Raw genomic sequence first — 17,617 nt, forward strand, 5'->3', positions numbered from 1 at the left:
CGATGGCTGTTGCGCATATCCGACCTGTGGATCGTGATTCTTTTATTTATGCTATTCTATATTCTGGGCGGCGGGGGAGATACAGAGGGACTGTTAGCCTTTTTATTTGGAATGGGATTTTTGGTTACGGATATTATTCTGGTAGCCAACTCAAAAAAAGCGCAGCGGATAGGAGATGTCCTGGCGCAAACGATAGTTATCAAAACATCGGTTAAAGAGAGCCTGCATAATACTATTTTCAGAGAAGTGGAAGAGGGGTATGTGCCTAAATTCCCTGAGGTGATGCGCATCAGCGATAAAGACCTGAATATTATCAAAACCCTGCTGAGCAATGCTAAAAATTCAAAGCACCACGAGGAATTAGATCTTGCAGCTGCCAAAGTAAAGAGCTACCTGAAAATAGAAACAGATATGTACCCGTACGAGTTCCTCGAAAAATTGCTGAAAGACTATAATTATTTGTCGGTGAAATAGCGGTTATTTACCACCAAAAGCTATTCCCAACATGCTGCCAAGTGACGACAATACAAATAGGGCGATAATCAGGAACATAATAATACCCCATATTTTGAAATAACGTCCCAGGCTTTGTAAGCCCATGGTGAGTTTTGCCGGATTTGCATTGCCAATGCCGGTTTTTGCTAATGAAGAAAAACGGAATAAAAAGTAGAATGCCAGTATACTGATCACCAGGGAAATAAATGCTGAGACATAGGTGCTGCCCTGCATGAGTTGCTGCATATCATCTTTGCTAAATCCCTCTTGGGCGGCTGGTACCGGTGGTAAGGGGCGGGTGAGTGTTGCTACTATGCCTGCCAGGGAGCCAGCTAAAGATATGACAGCGGCTATGCCAGCTATTTTTGCGGCAGATAAAATATGTTGATGCCATAAAGGTCTTTCGTTCGAAAATTGTTGATCAGGCAGCATGAGTTAAAAAAATTAGAAAGGTTAATGATCAATCGTAAACCGACGAAGATGATAACTGCAATGAAGAAGTTTTTCAGGTAAACAAAGGCTTGCGATAATAATGCGTCATTCTGCTGCTGAATACCTTGCAATAGCAGCTGAGATGCTTTATATAAATAATATAATACGACAGCTGCAATAAAAAAGGCAACAAAAAAAACGGCAACCAATACCCCGTACATACCTTTTAATGAGGGAATGGAAGTTACCGCTGTTTGTAAGATTTGTGATCCGCTAAATAACATTAATACGACAACAAATGCACCTATTGCAAATCCGATAACGGATATTAACCTGATCCATTTGCTGATTTCCAGCAAAGCAGTTTTATCCGCATCTGATAGATCGTTGTCAAAAATGTCCTCCTGCGGCTCCTCTTCATGTATCATCCGGCAAAGATACTGGTTTCATCCAGAGCATGAGAAGGCTCCAATGACTATTGTATATTGTTTATTGAAAATTGCTTGTTGAATATTTCCCCCACTCGCTTTTCTATTTCTCACGAAGTACGCAAACAAACTGTGTATCGAACATTGAACATTCCTTTCACTCGCTGCCAAACATCTCCAACTTGCTTTTGTTTCACACGGAGCGCACAGAGAAAAAGAGGTGCGGAAGCTTTTTGGATGTTCTAAATTTCAAACCTTGAATCCGGAACTTTAAACCCCCTCACTATTAACTATTCCCTGCTAGCTTTTCTATTTCTCACGAAGTGCGCAAACTGTGTATTGAATATCGAACATTGAACATTCCTCCGACTCACTACTCGCTACACCCCACTCGCTTCCCCCATCAACCCCTCCACAAACGGAATAATTGTTGGTTTCCCCGCATCCACCCAATGCAGATCCGCCTGTCTTTTAAACCAGGTCATCTGGCGTTTAGCATATCTGCGGGTATTTTGTTTGATCTGTTCTATCGCCTCCTGGCGGGAAAGAATTCCGTCAAAATGATCAAACAACTCACGGTAGCCTACCGTTTGCAAGGCATTCAGGTGCTTATAGGGTATTAGTTGTCTCGCTTCTTCTTCCTGTCCGGCCTGCATCATCAGATCTACCCGCATATTAATTCTTTCGTACAACTTTTCCCGGGGTAATTCGAGTCCCACCTGGATGATCTGAAACGGACGAGGCTGTTTGCCCGAATGGCGGAAACTTATAATGGATTGGCCGGTACCCAACACTACTTCCAATGCCCGCATCAGGCGTTGCGGATTTTGCATTTCACCTGTTGATGAAAAGAGCGGGTCGTACAACCGGATCTGTTCCTGCAGCCAGCTTATACCGTTTGTTTCATATTGCTGAATAACCTGCTCCCGGATCGATGCGGGTACTTCCGGTATGACGTCCAGACCTTCCACTAATGCCTTAATGTACAAACCCGTGCCACCGGTAACAACAACAGTATCATGCCGGGAAAAAAGCTCCTGCAAAAGGTTTAAGGCATAATTTTCATACCAGGCTGCATTAATATCCTTCTGTATATGATGGGATGCAATAAAATAATGGGGTACCTGGTTCAGCTCTTCAACAGAAGGACGGGCAACGCCGATATTCATTTCTTTAAAGCACTGGCGACTATCAGCCGATAGAATAACCGTATTAAAATGCCGGGCAACCTCAATGGCATGCGCTGTTTTGCCCACAGCCGTTGGGCCCGCAATAACAATAAGTGATTTAGAATTTAACATTCATATTGCCGGCTAGTCTTCTTCGTCCTGGTACTCATCAGAGGCTTCTACACTCAGGTCTTCACCGTCTTCGCTCTTCTCATTAAATCCTTCCGCACCCCGGGTAAGATCATATTTCTCCTCAATATCGGCAAATTTGTCGCCCAATAGCCCTTTTGTGCCATATTGTTTGGGCCCAATGCCCTCGCTGCGTACTACGGCTGGATACTCCTGGCGGCTATCCGCCTCTTTAGATACGTTGATCAGCTCGATCAAAAAGTTCCAAAACTTATGAAAATCGTAGGTATAAGTAAAACGCTGATTGGTGTTTTTACTTCAGAGCCGATGGTCGTTTCGCTCATGATCAAAGGGTCTACCCTGTACTGTTTATTATATTTTTCCAGCGAGATTTCACGGCCCTGCTGCCAGCTGTCGTTGCTGCGATAAAAAGTAGCCTGGTGTTTATTATCAAACTCGTAGGCTTTCAAAATCGTCTCATGCAACTGCAAAAAGTTTTGCGTATGCTTAATCACTACATCACGGTAAATACTGTCGTCCTCCTCAAAATATACTCTGAATTTTAGAATTGCCATACGGCGAATTTACGGAAATGTGTGGAGATGGGCAGCTCGCTCAATTCAAAATTAATTACATGAAATATTTTTAGTATATAATGAAAAGATGTACCCGGGGACAAGCGCAAATCGTAACCCAATTCCGATACCCGAATAAAACTAGCGCCCGCTAATTACGGGAAACCGTAAGCCGTCGTTAAATGATCCTGTTAAATTGTACTACTGGCGGATTGTATTTAAAAAGTATATAAATTACCTGCCTGTATCCACATCATTTTCATAAAATTTAGTAGAGCGCTGTACCATGACTGATAGTAATACCATTCAACTAAAAAAGAGGTTTTCCCGTTTCTGAATATTTCACTTTACCTCAATAATATACCATTGATACGTGAGCTGGTGATCTGTAATGAGGGAGCGGAAGATAGCATTGGTTTACAGGTGCAGGTGCAATCGGATATACCCTGTATCCAGCCATTCAGCTATGCTGTTGCACAGGTGCCGCCGGGTAAGGAGATAAAGATACCGGTAGAAGGGCTGATGATCAACCGCGATTTTATAAGCCATCTGTCAGAAACAGAGAAAGCGGTTATAACCATAAGCGTTCTACAGCAGGATACGGTATTAGTAAGTGAAACGGTAATGATAGAAGTTTATCCACTGGAATATTTTGGAGGATTCCAGGTTTTGCCGGAGCTCATTGCGGCTTATGTTACGCCCAATCATCCTTATGTATACCATGTCAAACGGAAAGCGATAGAAGTGTTGGACAGGCTTCGGTTAAAAGCTGCATTCGATGGGTACCAGCAAAATAGCCCGGAGAGTGTTATGCAAACCATGTCAGCCATTTACACCGCTATTCAAAGTGAGGAAATTGTATATAGCTCGCTGCCTCCCGGCTATGAAACTACCGGGCAGCGGCTTCGGCTGTTAAATACCCTTCAACAGGAAAAGTTTGGTAATTGTATCGACATCAGTTTATTGTTTATCGCCTGCCTGGAAGCGGCAGATCTGAATCCCCTGCTGATCGTTACACAGGGACATGCTTTTATAGGATGCTGGCTGCAAGATGATAAGTTTGCTGAAGTCATCAATGACGATAAAGCCGCTATCACCAAACGGCTGAGTAAAGGGATACGGGAACTGGCAGCTGTTGAAGCTACTACAGTTTGTAAAGGCAATAAGGTTAGCTTTCTCGAAGCCTTAAATATGGGAGAGGCACAATTGGTAGAGAAGGAGGATTTTATATTATCAGTAGATATCAGGCGTGCCCGTACGGCACGTATTCGTCCACTGCCATTATTGCACCAGGGAACAACCGCGCAGTTGGATGAGGCCGCGGCAGAGGAGGCTCGGGCGGTTACTATTCAGCATAACTTCGACCTGGGAACTATTTACCAGGATGAGCTTGTGGGCGGAGCTAAAGCAACTACCAAACAAAAGCTATGGGAACGCAAGCTCCTTGATCTTTCTTTACGCAATAACCTGTTAAACCTGCGCATGACGCGCAATATGCTGCAGCTGGTAGATATTGATATCAGCCATTTGGAAGATACGCTTAGCGATGGCAAAAGCTTTTCTATTCTGCCACATGCTACCGCTGAGCCTTTGCGACGATATAATCTTTTTGCGCAGCCGCTTCATCATTCTTCTCCGCTTTACCAGATGGCGAATGAGGAGCTCAAATATAACCGCCTGTTGACGCATTATCACCAGCAGGATCTGGAAAACATACTGGCTTACATGCATAAGAACGCAAAGCAAGCTGTAGAAGAGAATGGCTCCAGTACTTTGTTTTTAGCGGTGGGGCTTTTAAAATGGTACGATATAAAAACACCGGAGCAGCCAAGATTCGCTCCTATATTATTGTTGCCGGTGGAGTTAAGCCGGCGTTCGGTTAACAGCCGGTTTAACCTCAAAAGCAGGGAAGAAGATACCATGATCAATATTACCCTGCTGGAGTTTTTGAGGCAGGAGTACCAGTTGAATCTGAGTGGGCTGGAACAATTGCCCTATGACGATAAAGGTGTGGATGTGGCCAGGGTAATGGGCATTCTGCGTCGGGCGATTATGCAGCTGAAGGGCTGGGATGTAGAAGAACAGCTGGTATTAGGTAATTTTTCTTTTAACAAGCTGATACTATGGAAAGATATGGTGCAGCACCCAGAGGCCTTGCTGAATAGTGATATGGTGCGCAGCCTGGTAGAAGGTAAGCTGGTATCAACGGAAAGCCATACAGCAATTGATGAGACTGATTTTGATGCGGTAGCATCTCGGTCGCTGGCATTACCTATTGCTACCGATGTATCGCAAATGGAGGCGGTGATCACAGCGCAAAAGGGGCAGAGTTATATTTTACATGGGCCTCCGGGAACAGGTAAGTCGCAAACCATTACCAATATTATTGCCGATGCTTTATACCGTGGTAAGCGCGTTTTATTTGTAGCTGCCAAAAAAGCTGCGTTGGACGTCGTTCATAAGCGTTTGGAACAAATAGGACTTGCGCCATTTTCATTGGAGCTGCACTCTAATAAATCAAAAAATCGGATGTACTGGCGCAGCTTGCAGCAACATTGGAAACTGCCCGGCAGGGCGTAGCCGCCGATTTTGAGCAGGAAGCCAAAAGGCTGGATGTAGCCAGAGAGCAGATCAGCCAATATGTAAACCTCCTGCATCGGAAACAACCATGGGGCTGGAGCCTGTACGAAGGGATTACCGCATTGGAGCAATTCCGGGATCGGGTAGTACAGCCCAAATCCATGCCCGAACAGGTTTTAAAGGAGCTGGATGCGCAACGCTGGCAACAGTGGCAGGATTGGTTGCCGGCTTTCCAGTCCATTGCACAAATGATCATACATCCTGCTGATAATCCATTGGCAACGCTGCAACTCCCGGCTTACACTGCTGCGTTACAAGACGAAATGGAAGCGTCCATAAAAAAGTTAGCTGGCTTATTGCCTGCTTATCAGCAAACACTTCATTCGGCCGCATCAGCACTACAGTTTCCTTTACGTTATCAAACAAAAATACCCAGCAACAATTTGTAACGGCAGTACAGAGCCTGAATAGCCTGCCCGATATGCCCCTGTCTTTAGCCACCTACCTGGCCGACCGGGAAAATTACAGCACTTACGAAGACTGGAAGCAGCATTTTCAACAACATCAATCCCTGTTAAAAGCGATCACTGATAACTATAATCGTAGTATTTTATCGGCGGACATAGCGGGTATTGAAATGGCGTGGAAGCAGGCAGAGCAGTCCTGGTTTCTTCCTAAATGGTGGAATAAACGGAAGCTAAAGAAGCAGCTATCCATCTATAAACACCAGGCTATTGAAAATGAGAACGAGATAGTGCAACTCTTTCAGCAGCACCGGCAACTGAAAGAAGAAGCAGCGCTGCTGCAGCAGGTACGCTACCAGGGGGTGCAGCAAGCGTTAAAGAATTTATACAAAGAAGAGCAAACCAATATTGCTGATATTGATGACAAAGCCGGGAGAATACAGCAACTCAATATACTGCTTCAACCTTTTGGGAGAACAGCCTTGCTGCAATGGCTGGGGCGGTTGCAACAACAGTCATTATTGTATACGGATGACGTAAAAGGTATACAGCCCGCTTTGCAACAGGACATACAGCAAAAGGCAGCGCAAACATCCGGGGCTGTTCAGCAGTTTGAAACGTTAACAGGAACGGCTTTGCCAACAGGCGAGGGCTGGACACAGGCTGCGCAGGAACAAATTGGGGTATTGCAAACGCATTTACCGCATTTAAAAAACTGGATGAACTATGTGCAGCAATCCAATACCGGTAAAAGGCTGCAGCTGGATTGGCTGATTGCGGCCTTCGAAAATAAAGATTGCATGGCTGCTGATATTACTACTTATTGTCATCATGCTGTACATCGCGGCACAGTTCAAAAAGTGATCGGTCAACACGAAGCATTGAGCTTGTTTAACGCAGGTCTGTTTGAAACAAAAATCGAACAGTATAAAAAAATAGCAGAAGAATTTCAACAGTTAACCATACAAACATTGCGTACCAAACTCGCGGCTCAATTGCCCAATACCGGGGTGGAAGCGATACAAAGCTCAGAACCCGGTATCCTTCAACGGGCCATCCGCAGCCGGGGACGCGGCATAAGTATCCGTCGCCTGTTTGATCAATTACCCACCTTGTTACCTCGCCTGGCGCCCTGCATGCTCATGAGCCCTATTTCAGCAGCTCAGTATTTTGATGTGGATGCGAATCATTTCGACCTGGTGATCTTTGATGAAGCTTCCCAGCTGCCTACCTGTGAGGCCATTAGCGCACTGGCAAGGGCGAAGCAGGCTGTTATCGTGGGCGATCCCAAACAGATGCCACCCACTTCTTTTTCACAACTCAGAAAACAGACGAGGAGGATATAGAAATAGAAGACCTGGAAAGTATACTAGATGATTGTTTGTCTCTATCGGTTCCTTCCAAATATTTATTGCGGCATTACCGCAGCAAGCACGAAAGCCTGATTGCTTTTAGTAATGCGAATTACTACGAGAACAAGTTACTTACTTTCCCTTCGGCAGATGATCTCAACCGTAAAGTGCAGTATCACTATGTACCTGGTTTTTATGATAAAGGAAAGACCCGTACCAATAGTTTTGAAGCCGATGCGATTGTACAATACATCCGGGAGCATTATACCGATCCTCAAAGGCGCTTACGCAGTCTGGGCGTTGTTACCTTTAGCCAGACCCAGCAAAGCCTGGTGGAGGATAAACTGCAGGCCCTGTTTATGAAAGATGCGGCGCTGGAACAATTGGCCAATGAAACAGCAGAACCTTTATTTATTAAAAACCTGGAAAACGTGCAAGGTGATGAAAGGGATATCATATTGTTCTCAGTGGGTTATGCGCCCGATGAACAGGGGAAGATGTTTATGAATTTTGGTCCGCTTAACCGCAATGGTGGCTGGCGCCGGCTGAATGTAGCGGTAACCAGAGCTCGTTATGAAATGCATGTGTTTGCTACTTTAAGTGCCGACCAGGTTGATTTGAGCCGCACTTCAGCCGAAGGCGTTGCAGGACTAAAAGCTTTTTTACAGTTTGCACAAAATGGTCAGCTGGCTTTACGTGTACAGGATATGCAGCAGGAGCAAGCTGGCTTGGCCAGGACGATTGCCCAACGCTTACGGAACAGAGGGTTGCAGGTGAAATGCGATATCGGTACATCCGGATTTAAGGTGGACATAGGAATTATGCATCCCGTTAAAAAGCAACAATACCTGTTAGGTATTTTGATCGATGGGGATTACTATTATAATGCCCGCACGGCTAACGACAGGGAACGTGTAATGCCGGTTGTATTACAATCGCTGGGCTGGAACCTGCACCGGGTATGGACGATGGATTGGTATGAGAACAGTGAAAAGGTTGTTGATGCTATTATTCAAAAAGTAGAATGGCTGTCGCAACAGCCCGATATAGTTGAAGAAGGGCAGCCGGAAGAAACCTTACCGGCTTTGACTCCAATAAAACAACAGATCGAGACTGAAACATCCAGCGTGCCTTTGAGTGCAGTAACCCAGCGAAGACCCTACCAGTCGCAGCCAATAGCCCAGGCGCCTCATGCCAGCAGTGAAACCATTTATGAGCCGGATAACCGCATACGCATTCAACAACAAATAAAAACGCTGGTAAATGCTGAAGCGCCCATTAGCAAAAGTCTGCTGTATAAAAAGGTGTTGGCTGCATGGAATACCACCCGCACCGGGGCCAGGCTGGAAGCCTACTTGCAGGAGATCATCAACGGGACAGGTGTAACTACTACATTGCATCATCAGGCTTTTTATTGGAGCAATGCTGATCGTACTATTGACTATTACCGGGATAATAGTATAGAAAAACGTTCCATCGAGGACATTGCGCCGGAAGAAATAGTAGTGGCCATACAGGAAGCCGTGACGCACAATCTCAGCATCGAAGAGGAAGAGCTCATCCGTTATCTCTGCCGTGTTTTTGGCTTTGCCAAAGTGGGTAAACAGATTGATAATTTGCTGCGCTATGCCATTGATGAGGCGGAGAGGGGAGGAGTGGTGAAGAGAGAAGGCGGAAGGGTGAAGATCGGTTAGTAATTATTGGAGAACAGACCAGGGTCAAATCTTGTTGGAAAAGAAGTAATACAAATTGAACTTACAAGGTAGTGGTCGGGGATTAATCTCCCGGGATAGACGCTCCGGGAACGGGGCGTTTCGCGTTATTACAGGGCACAAAAAAGGCGAGTTGCCCCACCTTGAATGTTTTTACAACACTAACGGGAACCTCGTTCTCTTTTCAGTATAGCCCGGATTGCTTTTTTATAGCTTCTATCATAACTCCCGTTGTCGGTTTGATCATCATAAATAACAATATCAAAATCTTTAATGGCATCGCCTTCTATTTTGTAGAAGCTGGTCCATATTTTACCGGACATTACATAATTGGATATAAGATCGTATTGCGGTAAATAGACTGGGTTTTTAATTTCTTCAAACCCTTGACTTTTTCAGCCTGTTATTGACTGTATCGACCAGGTATAAATAGTAAGTGTGGTTGCTTCTTACATCTGAGCCATTTTGTATCAAAATGTCTGGAACATGATCATTATTAAAATCGTCGAACTTAACGATCCTCATGGTAGTGGAAATGGAATCAGAAAGGATGGGAGTATATGCTCCGCGGAACAGCCTGCTTAAAGTGAACAGCGTATTAGGATGGTCATTGTTTTTATCGACCGGATCAAAAGCAACAAAAGTGATTTTATAGTTTTTGTTCGGATAAATTGAATCGCAGGCAATCGCTGTTATTTTAAAAGAGGTGTCAATTATACTGTTTTTTGAAGAAAATTGGATTGTTTGCGGCCGGCCAGCACAGCATGCCATCAGGATCGATAAGGTGAAAATAAATTTTGTCATAAACAGGGTTCTTCCATAACCGATCAAATTTTGCCAATCAATTTCAAAGTTTTAAGATCATAAATCCCGATTTCGTTTTTGTCTGTTTTGTCATACTTGCCATTGCCATTGGTGTCATAATGCCCCGCAATCACAATAGTGCCAGCTTTTTTATTAACCACCCAGGTTCGCACAAATAGTTTGCTGCCAGTAAGCTGGACTTTTTCTTTGCCATCTACAGATAGAACTATTACTTGCTTAGGTCACTCCAGTCGATACCTTTTTTCCCGTCCAGGTCAATCGTCTGAGCTGATACAATTATCCTGTTGATTCCTAGTTCGTCAATTTTTACCTGTTCTATTTTTTCAAAGTATCCTTCGTTGGGAAAGTTAACCTGATTCGTTTGTGCTGTTTTGGTATCTATGAAAAGCAGGTAGCGGTTTTTAATCCCATCCATTTTCCCCCAATGCTCAACAGTGGCAATTACGTAACTCGATCCTTCAATTTCTGTGAGTTTATTAAAATTGGTATAGTTGTATTTGTCCTGCCCATGTATGGTTAATGTGAGCATGGTTAAGAAACAAACAAAAAATTCTCTCATTTCTGATATTTTAAATCTAAGTTATATCGAAAAGTGTAAGATTGAAGTTATAATTGTCGGGGGCAATGTTAGCAACAGCAATAATTATAAGGCTATTTCGAGAATTCCTTTCCAGCCAGATCTGTTTACTGGTAATAATGCTCACCTCCTATCCCAATAGCCCAGAAATTTTTTGCCCTTGCCAGATCCTTTTCAACGTCAGCCCGGGTTTGTCCTGGCAAAATCGTTCCAATACCTTCAACAATGATACCTTTTAATGGCAGAAGCGTGATTTTCCTCATCTGAATGTATTTGTAATCATACTTTACCTAATCTGCCACCTGGCCTGTCTTTACTTCCCCGGATCGTATATAACGTGCAATGATCACTCCTGTTGAAGTTACAATATGCTCAGCTAAAGTATAAGATTTTGGAACTGCAGCGGTATCAAAAAGCCTTTTGCCTCTGCCCAGTAATATGGGATGGATTTTAAGCCTCAGCTCATCCACCATATCATTGCTTAGCAACAGATGAACCAATTCGCTGCTGCCCCATACCTGTATTTCCGGTCCGGCTGATTCTTTAAGTTGCTGAATATCTGCAAGCATTGTTATAAAATGAGTATTATTCCAATCAGATTGATTTCTGGTTGTAGAAAGCACATATTTGTTTCCTTCGTTAATGCCCGGCCAATAATCTTTATGATGCGGCCAGTATTGCTCCCATATTTCAAATGTCTTCCTTCCTAAAAGATAAGAGGCGGGTTTTAGTTCTTCCTGTACAACCTGGTTGTACGACTCATCACCATAGGGCTCTGTCCACCCACCATACTTAAATCCGTCAGATTTATCTTCTTTCGGGCCGCCCGGCGACTGAATGACACCATCAAGGGTAATCATGGACAATACAATGATCTTTCGCATGATTGCTGAATTTATTAAGACATGAAGATCGGCAATAAAACAAGATTGATATAGTTAATTCGCGACAAAGATCAGGTGTCAAAACGACGTCTTAAAATAAGTCAATAGACTAGCTACAGAGGAATTGATAATTATTAACTAAGATCCTGTTCAAAATTTATCCAATAGTTTTATTGTGTCTCTTTTTGGCTGCAACTTCGTTGAATTTTTCGCCTTAGGCGTTTTAGACTATGGCTGCAAAACCCGCCTCGTTTCGCTCAAAAATACCCTGTAATAAATTCTATAATACAAATTTAAACAGGCTCTAAGCAGCAGCTCTTTTCTTTACAAGCAGTTTTAGCAACAAAGCCTTGGCCAGAATATACCTGATCCTGACTTTTTCAGCAAGGGTTACCTGGCTTTTACCCAGTAAAACAGGATCCTTTCCGTTGATATTGGTGGCGTTGTTTTCATGTCTTCGGTACAAAATAAGCGGATCGTCTATAATTACCGTGCTGGCATAAATACAGGCTAGCGCCCATATCCACCTGTCGTGCATATACATATTCCCGGGGAAAGGATGTATCTTTTTTAGCAAGCTTCTTTTAAAGGCCATACAGCATCCTGAAGTGGGCGCCCTGAATATCTTCCACATCACATTTTTGCGATTCATATCAGAGGACGCATATTGATAAAAAGGGAATAGTACATCGCCGTATTTATTTGTTACCAGGGCATTGCTGGCAACCAGGTCGAAATTTTGAAGATGATACAAGGTGACCGATATTTTATTATCAAGCCATATATCATCCTGGTCCGACAAAAAATATAAGAACCTTCGCTCTTGCTCAGCACAAACTCAAAATTCTTTACCAAAGAGTTGAAGCGCACACGATAGAAACGGATCCTGGGGTCATCGAAAGATTGTATGACACTTACCGTATCATCGGTTGAGTCATCATCAGAAATAATCAATTCATCTTCCCATGTCAATTGTTGAAGGATGGATGATATTTGTTCAGCCACAAATGCTTCGCCATTACATGTAGCCATGCAGACGGAAATTCTTTTGTTTACAGGCACCTACTGGTATTAAATGATCAATTAGTTGGAGTATCCCTGTTGATATTTTAATAGCCGTTCAACGGGTTAAACGACTTTTGTTTGAAGTACTAAATATTAAATATATTAATAAGTTGAGTAAAAGTATATATATTTTTTGAACATAAAAATAAAAGAGAATGAGTAATTAATGCAATTGAGAATCTATTTTTATTTATTATTGTAATCCCTTACTCCTATTAGAATAATTAGCGTTGGATTTTTCTTTTTGAGTCCGCATGGCGATGTAGCATCACTTTAGGGAGCATTAAGAGTAACTGTGTACATAATGAGAAAACTATCTTCTATACAGGTCACTAAGTCCTTTCTTCCTCCAATGGAAGAATATATAAAACTGCTTCATCCGGCCTGGAGCAGCAACCAGTTGACCAACGGAGGTTCATTGTTGTTACAGCTGATGGACGCACTAAAGGCCTATTTAAACGTTTCGCAGGTTTTGGTAACAGCAAATGGAACCCTTGCATTACAAATTGCTATAAAAGCTTTAGCGCTAAGGGGAGAAATCATTACCACGCCGTTTAGCTACATTGCTACAAGTGCCGCAATAGCCTGGCAGGGTTGCGTGCCTGTATTTGTAGATATAGAGGAAGATCATTGGTGCATAGATGCTGATAAAATTGAACAAGCTATCACGCCGAATACCAGCGCTATTTTGGCTACACATGTTTTTGGTAATCCCTGCAATGTGGAAGTGATTGAAGAGATAGCCTTAAGGCATGGTCTTAAAGTGATCTATGACGGAGCCCACTGTTTTGGTGTCAATTACCTCGGCCAGAGCATTTTTAATTATGGAGATATCAGCGTATGCAGCTTTCATGCAACCAAATTATTTCATACCGCTGAAGGAGGCTGTTTGATCACTCCTGATGAAAAGCTGCTTGAAAAGATAATGTGGCTTCATAATCTGGGGCACAATGGTCCGGTAGATTTTCATGGGTTGGGTATAAATGGAAAAGCCAGTGAGCTTCATGCTGCAATGGGACTTGCCGTATTGCCACATGTCAAACCTCTGGTGGAAAGCAGAAAACAACGGGCGGCAATTTACGATGGGCTTCTTCAACCTGGATTACAAAAAATACAATTGCGAAAGGGAACGGATTGGAACTATGGATACTATCCTGTTCTGTTCGATACAGCGGCCAAAATGTTCGAAATAAAGGCTGCCCTGAATGAAGAGCAGATTTTCCCCGCCGCTATTTTTATCCGGCGCTTAATAAGGTTGAATATCTGCGTGGACTGGAAATGCCCATCGCAGAAGATGTCGCCTCACGGATTTTATGCTTACCGTTGTATCATGATCTGGAGATAGAAGATATCGAATGCATTACATCAATTATCAATAAGGTTGTATAAAGAAAGCAGAACCTGGACTTTCAAATGAACTTGAATGAAGACAAAGAAATTAATTGTATACGGGATTGGAGCTCAGGCTGAATTGGCTTACGCTTATTTTGAAAAAGATTCTGAATATAAGGTTGTAGCATTTACAGTCGAGCAGTCTTACTTATATAAAAATGAGATGTTCGGCCTTTCTGTGATCCCTTTTGAAAGTATTGAGCGGCATATAAAATCAAATGAAGCCGATATGTTCGTTGCCATTGGCCCTATAAAGCTGAGCACTGTTTTAGAAGCCGTATGTGATAAAGCAAGAGAAAAGGGATATGCACTGGCAAGCTTTTGCTCTTCTGTGATAAAGCATAGCTTCGAGCCATCTTATGGCTATAATTGTTTCTTCGACAACGGATGCCGGCTTCATCCATTTATAAAAATTGGCAACGGCGTTACTTTAGGTGGTACGGGAATTGGTCATCATGTTGAAATTGGGGATTTTAGCTTTTTATCCGCTGCTACACTTGGCGGAAATATTATCATAGAGGATCATGTTTTTATAGGTATGGGTGCTGTAATAAAAGAAGGCGTTCGTATCGGTAGGGGAAGTTTGATTGGAATGGGCTGCCTTATTACGAAAGACGTAGCACCCTATTCTGTTTACGGTGTTTCGGGCACCAAAGTCAGGAGAGGAGTGGATTCCAGAACAATACAACTGTTTAAAGAGAATAAATCATCGTTTAAAGCACTGTGAGATCAGGGAAAAGGAATATCTTATTTATTACATTAGGCGATCACACAGGAGCTGATCTCGCTGTATTAAAGTTAGCCGATGCTTTGCGTTTGCAAGGGCATAATATCCAGGTTTTAGTAAAGAATAAAAAAGCATTTAATCCTGCAGTAACTGAACTTCCCGCAAAAATAATCATAATCCGGATACTAGCATAATCTCGGATAAAAATGGTAATAGCAGGGTATTGATACGTGATCCCAAGTATCTTTTTAATTCTATAAGTGAAGCGCATTCGTACCAGGATGCAGAAACTATTATCAAGCACCTGAGATTCAATCCCCATATTGTTTTTGTGGGTCTTAGCTTTAATTTCCTGACTTCCTCCGATATTTTGAAACTTTCGGAGGCTACTAAAGCCATAGTGTATAATCTGGCGGTAGATATGAACCACTTTACCGGTGGTTGTCATTTTGCCTGGGATTGTGAAGGGTACAAAGTCGGGTGCCATAACATTAACTGTCCTGCCATCCTGGATCAGAAATATAAATACGTTGCTGGCAGCAATTTCTTGACAAAGCAGGAAAATGCAAAAAGAGGGAATTTCAGAATGCTGGCGGGCACGTTGTGGACGAAAAGGCAGGCCAAGGAATCGCTTATATATCAAAACCAGGATCCGGTTTTTAATATTTCAAGTGTGGTAGATACCGGCATTTATAATACACGGCAGCGGCCTGTTGCTAAACAAATTTTTGATCTCGATCCCGATAAATTCTACATACTTGCAGGCTCAGAAAATACAAAGGACGAGCGTAAGGGATATGCTTATTTTGTTGAAGCCATCAACCTTTTCTGGCAACAGCTCTCACCCGATCAAAGGCAGAAAGTAGCCATACTTTCTGTAACAAGAATGCTGGATGAAGAAGCGCACCGTTCTATTAAATTCAGCAAAAAAAGCATACCCTATATAAAAGATGAAAGATTGTTGGCATTGTTGTACCAGGCCGCCGATGTGTATGTGAACTGTTCTGTTGAAGATTCGGGGCCGTCTATGCTAATTGAAGCTGCCGCTTGTGGCACCCCCATTGTTTCTTTTGATATGGGGGCTGCAAGGGAGTTTGTACTGCCGGGAAAAACCGGTTGGATGGTAAAGAACAAAGATGTGCAGTCTCTGGCAGAAGCACTGGCTAATGCCTACCTGATGTCGCCTGATTCGCGTTTAAAAATGGGAACCGCCGGGCATCATTTGGTTTTGGAGACGGGGTCTTTACAGCAAGCCGTTAGTACAATAGAAGATATTCTCACCTATCATCAGAACGATTTTCAAAACTTCGAAAAATCGATTTCAGTCGCACTATGTACTTACAACGGAGCCGCGTTCCTGCAGGAACAATTAGATAGTATTTTAGGTCAGGACCTCCCACCCAACGAAATTATTATTTGCGATGACGGCTCTACCGATGATACATTAAGCATCCTGGAGCGATATCGGCAAAAGTATCCTGCTATAATCAAAGTCATCTATAATAAGCAACAACTGGGATCTGTAAAGAATTTTGAAAAGGCCATTAATCTTTGTTCCGGCGACATTATTTTTTTATGTGATCAGGATGATATTTGGTTTCCTCATAAAACAATATCAGTGGTCAATATCTTCAATCGTCGTCCCGATATTAAGGCGGTTAGCCACAATCTTCAAATTTGCCTGGCTGATAAAGAACTTACCAATCTCACTATTTGGGACACTACAGGTTTTCTGCATTACTTAAGGAGTGATTATCAGGATAAGAATTACTTGTCACACACTGTTTTTTTGGCAATATAGTAACCGGTTGTGCCTTGTGCATCAGGAAGCCGGCAACACCCGTATCATTCAAGCAGGATGTTGAACATGTAATTCATGATTATCAGCTGGGCATCCAGTATTTAATACAGGATGATATTCACTTTCAGGATGAATGCCTGGGTTTGTACCGGCAACACGCTGGTCAGCAAATAGGAGCGGTAATGGATAAAGTTGTTTTGCATACAAGAGCGGTTAAAATGTATTACGAGCTAGGCAACCCGCTTTGGAATTTACTTTACCTTAAAAAAGAATGAAGCGTGAAGGGATTTTTAAATATTTAGAGAAATATCACCAGCCTTTATTGAAGCCACTGTATCAGAAAGCTTGGAATAACAATATCAATAATTCTATGCGTCCGCAAAACTGGGCCAGGCAATCTGCTTTCCTGCTTAATATGGTATTAGGAAGGGTGATGCGCTTTTTAAAACATCGTTAATCTATGGGCTGCAATAAATCTATTGCAGTAACTTGCTCTGCTCTTCTGCTGGCCTAAATGATTATTGTATCCTGCTCTGGTTACGGTAGATCCACTCTTCATGCGAGATAATACCCCATTCAGGGTGAGCATCACCTTCCAACACAGATATGAACTCCAGCTGGTGCCCGTCCGGATCATTAAAATAAATCGCAATGGCGGCATCCAGGCAAATACCATGGGTTGTTGGGTGCCGTTCTTTAAAAAATTGTACGGAAGTAAGTCCCGTTCAAGTAGAAAATCAGTAGCATTATTTACAATAAAGTGTTCGTCGCATCTAAAAGCAAAATGCTGCGGATAGATCTGTGATTGGGGTTTTTCCCAAAGCCCCAGCATAGCTTCACGTGGCTTTCCCACCCAAAAGAACGCAGTGCGCCTTTCTTCCTCATAATAACAGGGAGTAAGGCCTAAAATGTTTTTATAAAAATTGACGGAATTTTCCAGGTTTTCAACGAATAAATGTGTTTCGTACAGTCCTTGTATCATGGCTGAATGTTTAGTATGATGCACTTCT

The 17,617-nt window shown here is 42.8% G+C and carries 24 protein-coding genes; 10 read left to right on the plus strand and 14 right to left on the minus strand.

Features of this window, described 5'->3' with window-relative positions:
• Positions 1 to 9: 9 nt before the first annotated feature.
• A complete protein-coding gene (locus MKP07_RS11605; RefSeq protein ID WP_240847340.1) occupies positions 10 to 474 on the plus strand; it encodes an RDD family protein in 465 nt (154 codons plus the stop codon).
• A 3-nt stretch (positions 475 to 477) separates the two neighbouring features.
• Here MKP07_RS11605 and MKP07_RS11610 read toward each other — a convergent pair whose 3' ends face one another.
• The 5 genes from MKP07_RS11610 to MKP07_RS11630 form a co-directional block, all read right to left on the minus strand.
• A complete protein-coding gene (locus MKP07_RS11610; protein WP_240847341.1) occupies positions 478 to 927 on the minus strand; it encodes a cytochrome c oxidase subunit II in 450 nt (149 codons plus the stop codon).
• Positions 855 to 1,355 (minus strand): hypothetical protein, encoded by a 501-nt coding sequence (locus MKP07_RS11615; protein ID WP_240847342.1) that lies wholly within the window; start codon positions 1,353 to 1,355, stop codon positions 855 to 857. The genes MKP07_RS11610 and MKP07_RS11615 overlap by 73 nt, the downstream gene beginning before the upstream one ends.
• Positions 1,356 to 1,735: 380 nt before the next feature.
• Positions 1,736 to 2,656: a tRNA (adenosine(37)-N6)-dimethylallyltransferase MiaA gene (gene miaA / locus MKP07_RS11620; protein WP_240847343.1), complete on the minus strand. Its 921-nt coding sequence runs from the start codon at positions 2,654 to 2,656 to the stop codon at positions 1,736 to 1,738.
• Between the two features lie 12 nt (positions 2,657 to 2,668).
• Entirely contained in the window at positions 2,669 to 2,911 is a 243-nt protein-coding gene (locus tag MKP07_RS11625; protein ID WP_240847344.1) for a hypothetical protein, read from the minus strand.
• On the minus strand, positions 2,908 to 3,228 hold the full coding sequence (locus MKP07_RS11630; protein ID WP_240847345.1) for a hypothetical protein: 321 nt from the start codon (positions 3,226 to 3,228) through the stop codon (positions 2,908 to 2,910). The genes MKP07_RS11625 and MKP07_RS11630 overlap by 4 nt, the downstream gene beginning before the upstream one ends.
• 366 nt (positions 3,229 to 3,594) lie before the next feature.
• On the opposite strand from MKP07_RS11630, the gene MKP07_RS11635 reads away from it, so the two are divergent.
• From MKP07_RS11635 to MKP07_RS11650, 4 genes are read left to right on the plus strand one after another with little or no spacing between them, the layout of a single operon-like run.
• Positions 3,595 to 5,808, plus strand: coding sequence for a DUF4011 domain-containing protein (locus MKP07_RS11635; protein WP_240847346.1), 2,214 nt, complete (start codon positions 3,595 to 3,597; stop codon positions 5,806 to 5,808).
• Entirely contained in the window at positions 5,784 to 6,257 is a 474-nt protein-coding gene (locus tag MKP07_RS11640; RefSeq protein WP_240847347.1) for a hypothetical protein, read from the plus strand. The genes MKP07_RS11635 and MKP07_RS11640 overlap by 25 nt, the downstream gene beginning before the upstream one ends.
• Before the next feature lie 32 nt (positions 6,258 to 6,289).
• The gene (locus MKP07_RS11645) at positions 6,290 to 7,618 is read left to right on the plus strand and encodes an AAA domain-containing protein (protein WP_240847348.1); all 1,329 of its coding nucleotides are present in this window, start codon (positions 6,290 to 6,292) and stop codon (positions 7,616 to 7,618) included.
• Positions 7,619 to 7,653: 35 nt separating this feature from the next.
• On the plus strand, positions 7,654 to 9,318 hold the full coding sequence (locus MKP07_RS11650) for a DUF3320 domain-containing protein (RefSeq protein WP_240847349.1): 1,665 nt from the start codon (positions 7,654 to 7,656) through the stop codon (positions 9,316 to 9,318).
• A 179-nt stretch (positions 9,319 to 9,497) separates the two neighbouring features.
• Here MKP07_RS11650 and MKP07_RS11655 read toward each other — a convergent pair whose 3' ends face one another.
• From MKP07_RS11655 to MKP07_RS11690, 8 genes are all read right to left on the minus strand, one after another.
• The gene (locus tag MKP07_RS11655; protein WP_240847350.1) at positions 9,498 to 9,659 is read right to left on the minus strand and encodes a hypothetical protein; all 162 of its coding nucleotides are present in this window, start codon (positions 9,657 to 9,659) and stop codon (positions 9,498 to 9,500) included.
• A gap of 55 nt (positions 9,660 to 9,714) precedes the next feature.
• Positions 9,715 to 10,140, minus strand: a complete 426-nt coding sequence (locus MKP07_RS11660) for a hypothetical protein (protein ID WP_240847351.1) — start codon at positions 10,138 to 10,140, stop codon at positions 9,715 to 9,717.
• 23 nt (positions 10,141 to 10,163) lie between these two features.
• Complete coding sequence (locus MKP07_RS11665) at positions 10,164 to 10,313, minus strand: hypothetical protein (RefSeq protein WP_240847352.1); 150 nt, start codon at positions 10,311 to 10,313, stop codon at positions 10,164 to 10,166.
• A 56-nt stretch (positions 10,314 to 10,369) separates the two neighbouring features.
• Entirely contained in the window at positions 10,370 to 10,720 is a 351-nt protein-coding gene (locus MKP07_RS11670) for a hypothetical protein (protein ID WP_240847353.1), read from the minus strand.
• A 125-nt stretch (positions 10,721 to 10,845) separates the two neighbouring features.
• Positions 10,846 to 11,001: a hypothetical protein gene (locus tag MKP07_RS11675; RefSeq protein WP_240847354.1), complete on the minus strand. Its 156-nt coding sequence runs from the start codon at positions 10,999 to 11,001 to the stop codon at positions 10,846 to 10,848.
• A gap of 27 nt (positions 11,002 to 11,028) precedes the next feature.
• Positions 11,029 to 11,622: a dihydrofolate reductase family protein gene (locus tag MKP07_RS11680; protein WP_240847355.1), complete on the minus strand. Its 594-nt coding sequence runs from the start codon at positions 11,620 to 11,622 to the stop codon at positions 11,029 to 11,031.
• 304 nt (positions 11,623 to 11,926) lie between these two features.
• The gene (locus MKP07_RS11685; protein ID WP_240847356.1) at positions 11,927 to 12,376 is read right to left on the minus strand and encodes a glycosyltransferase family protein; all 450 of its coding nucleotides are present in this window, start codon (positions 12,374 to 12,376) and stop codon (positions 11,927 to 11,929) included.
• Entirely contained in the window at positions 12,328 to 12,654 is a 327-nt protein-coding gene (locus MKP07_RS11690) for a glycosyltransferase (RefSeq protein WP_240847357.1), read from the minus strand. The genes MKP07_RS11685 and MKP07_RS11690 overlap by 49 nt, the downstream gene beginning before the upstream one ends.
• Before the next feature lie 337 nt (positions 12,655 to 12,991).
• Here MKP07_RS11690 and MKP07_RS11695 point away from each other — a divergent pair, with 337 nt between their 5' ends.
• From MKP07_RS11695 to MKP07_RS11715, 5 genes are all read left to right on the plus strand, one after another.
• Positions 12,992 to 14,032 (plus strand): DegT/DnrJ/EryC1/StrS family aminotransferase, encoded by a 1,041-nt coding sequence (locus tag MKP07_RS11695; RefSeq protein ID WP_240847358.1) that lies wholly within the window; start codon positions 12,992 to 12,994, stop codon positions 14,030 to 14,032.
• Between the two features lie 78 nt (positions 14,033 to 14,110).
• A complete protein-coding gene (locus MKP07_RS11700) occupies positions 14,111 to 14,806 on the plus strand; it encodes an acetyltransferase (RefSeq protein WP_240847359.1) in 696 nt (231 codons plus the stop codon).
• Positions 14,807 to 15,029: 223 nt separating this feature from the next.
• Entirely contained in the window at positions 15,030 to 16,607 is a 1,578-nt protein-coding gene (locus MKP07_RS11705) for a glycosyltransferase (protein ID WP_240847360.1), read from the plus strand.
• 14 nt (positions 16,608 to 16,621) lie between these two features.
• The gene (locus tag MKP07_RS11710; RefSeq protein ID WP_240847361.1) at positions 16,622 to 16,882 is read left to right on the plus strand and encodes a glycosyltransferase family protein; all 261 of its coding nucleotides are present in this window, start codon (positions 16,622 to 16,624) and stop codon (positions 16,880 to 16,882) included.
• Positions 16,879 to 17,064 carry a hypothetical protein gene (locus tag MKP07_RS11715; RefSeq protein ID WP_240847362.1) on the plus strand — a complete coding sequence of 62 codons (186 nt, stop codon included), beginning with the start codon at positions 16,879 to 16,881 and terminating at the stop codon, positions 17,062 to 17,064. Before MKP07_RS11710 ends, MKP07_RS11715 begins: the two co-directional genes overlap by 4 nt.
• On the opposite strand, the gene MKP07_RS11720 is transcribed toward MKP07_RS11715, so the two are convergent.
• On the minus strand, positions 17,050 to 17,589 hold the full coding sequence (locus tag MKP07_RS11720) for a VOC family protein (protein WP_240847363.1): 540 nt from the start codon (positions 17,587 to 17,589) through the stop codon (positions 17,050 to 17,052). The two genes, MKP07_RS11715 and MKP07_RS11720, sit on opposite strands and share 15 nt — an antisense overlap.
• Between the last annotated feature and the right edge of the window lie 28 nt (positions 17,590 to 17,617).

Source organism: Paraniabella hibiscisoli, from assembly GCF_022512515.1.
Classification (GTDB): domain Bacteria; phylum Bacteroidota; class Bacteroidia; order Chitinophagales; family Chitinophagaceae; genus Niabella; species Niabella hibiscisoli.

Coding starts and splice junctions, on each gene's coding strand:
- MKP07_RS11610 (WP_240847341.1), bottom strand. CDS start 927: ATGCTGCCTGATCAACAATTTTCGAACGAAAGACCTTTATGGCATCAA.
- MKP07_RS11615 (WP_240847342.1), bottom strand. CDS start 1,355: ATGATACATGAAGAGGAGCCGCAGGAGGACATTTTTGACAACGATCTA.
- miaA (WP_240847343.1), bottom strand. CDS start 2,656: ATGTTAAATTCTAAATCACTTATTGTTATTGCGGGCCCAACGGCTGTG.
- MKP07_RS11630 (WP_240847345.1), bottom strand. CDS start 3,228: ATGGCAATTCTAAAATTCAGAGTATATTTTGAGGAGGACGACAGTATT.
- MKP07_RS11645 (WP_240847348.1), top strand. CDS start 6,290: ATGCCCCTGTCTTTAGCCACCTACCTGGCCGACCGGGAAAATTACAGC.
- MKP07_RS11655 (WP_240847350.1), bottom strand. CDS start 9,659: ATGTCCGGTAAAATATGGACCAGCTTCTACAAAATAGAAGGCGATGCC.
- MKP07_RS11660 (WP_240847351.1), bottom strand. CDS start 10,140: ATGACAAAATTTATTTTCACCTTATCGATCCTGATGGCATGCTGTGCT.
- MKP07_RS11670 (WP_240847353.1), bottom strand. CDS start 10,720: ATGAGAGAATTTTTTGTTTGTTTCTTAACCATGCTCACATTAACCATA.
- MKP07_RS11675 (WP_240847354.1), bottom strand. CDS start 11,001: ATGAGGAAAATCACGCTTCTGCCATTAAAAGGTATCATTGTTGAAGGT.
- MKP07_RS11680 (WP_240847355.1), bottom strand. CDS start 11,622: ATGCGAAAGATCATTGTATTGTCCATGATTACCCTTGATGGTGTCATT.
- MKP07_RS11690 (WP_240847357.1), bottom strand. CDS start 12,654: ATGGCTACATGTAATGGCGAAGCATTTGTGGCTGAACAAATATCATCC.
- MKP07_RS11695 (WP_240847358.1), top strand. CDS start 12,992: ATGAGAAAACTATCTTCTATACAGGTCACTAAGTCCTTTCTTCCTCCA.
- MKP07_RS11700 (WP_240847359.1), top strand. CDS start 14,111: ATGAAGACAAAGAAATTAATTGTATACGGGATTGGAGCTCAGGCTGAA.
- MKP07_RS11715 (WP_240847362.1), top strand. CDS start 16,879: ATGAAGCGTGAAGGGATTTTTAAATATTTAGAGAAATATCACCAGCCT.
- MKP07_RS11720 (WP_240847363.1), bottom strand. CDS start 17,589: ATGATACAAGGACTGTACGAAACACATTTATTCGTTGAAAACCTGGAA.